This is a genomic window from Streptomyces coacervatus (assembly GCF_029223485.1).
Lineage (GTDB): Bacteria > Actinomycetota > Actinomycetes > Streptomycetales > Streptomycetaceae > Streptomyces > Streptomyces coacervatus.
Map to the genome: position 1 here is coordinate 1 of NZ_JARHTP010000069.1, position 844 is coordinate 844.

The following is an 844-nucleotide window of genomic DNA, read 5'->3' on the forward strand; positions in this document are numbered from 1 at the left end:
CTAGAGGTTGTCCCGTATGGGGCGTGAGTTATCCGGTGAGGGCCAGGTTGTGGAGCCGGGCGATGCCGAGCATGGCCTGGTGGACGCCGTTGCCCTTCAGGCGGCAGTCCCGCAGGATCCTCCAGTTCTTCAACCGTGACAGGGCGTGTTCCACCCGGGCTCGGGCCCGGCGGTGGACGGCGTTCTCCGCCTCCTGCTGCGGGCTGAGGTGTGTCTGACCGCGTCGTTTGCGGTGTGGGATGAGCAGACCGGTGCCCTGGTAGCCGCCGTCGGCGATGGTCGGGGCTCCGCGGCAGGCCCGGTCGACGCCAGACTCGGTGAAGGCCCGGCAGTCGTTGCGGCTGCCGGGCAGCGGCAGGCCGATCGCCACGACCAGGCGGCTGTTGGCGTCGATGACGACCTGCAGGTTCGTCGAGTACCGGTAGTTCTTGCTGGAGGCGGCCACGCTGCGGTCGCGGGTGGGCACCAGGGTGCCGTCGACGATGTAGACAGTGTCCTTGCGCGGCCGTCGGGCCGGCGAGAGGGCCAGCAGGGGCGCAAGGTGATCGAGGATGCGGTCGGCCGCAGACTTCGAGACCCCGAACAGCGGCGCCACCTGCCGCAAGGTCAGGTTCGTGCGCCAGTAGGTCGCCACCAGCAACACCCTGTCGGCCAGCGGCAGTCGCCACGGTCGGCCCTTCTGGACGTCACCACCACGACGCCGCACCAACGCCACCAGCCTGGCGAACTGCGACTCGGTCAACCCGGAGAACGGCTCGATCCACTTCGGATCATCCGCTGAGATCACCCCACCCATGCCCAGTCAACGCACCAACCGCCCCACCAGTTACGGGACAACCTCTAG

1 protein-coding gene is annotated in these 844 nt (G+C 68.6%); it reads right to left on the minus strand.

Going from position 1 to position 844, the window contains the following annotated elements:
* Positions 1-28: 28 nt before the first annotated feature.
* On the minus strand, positions 29-796 hold the full coding sequence (locus P2Q00_RS50605; protein WP_275781990.1) for a transposase: 768 nt from the start codon (positions 794-796) through the stop codon (positions 29-31).
* Between the last annotated feature and the right edge of the window lie 48 nt (positions 797-844).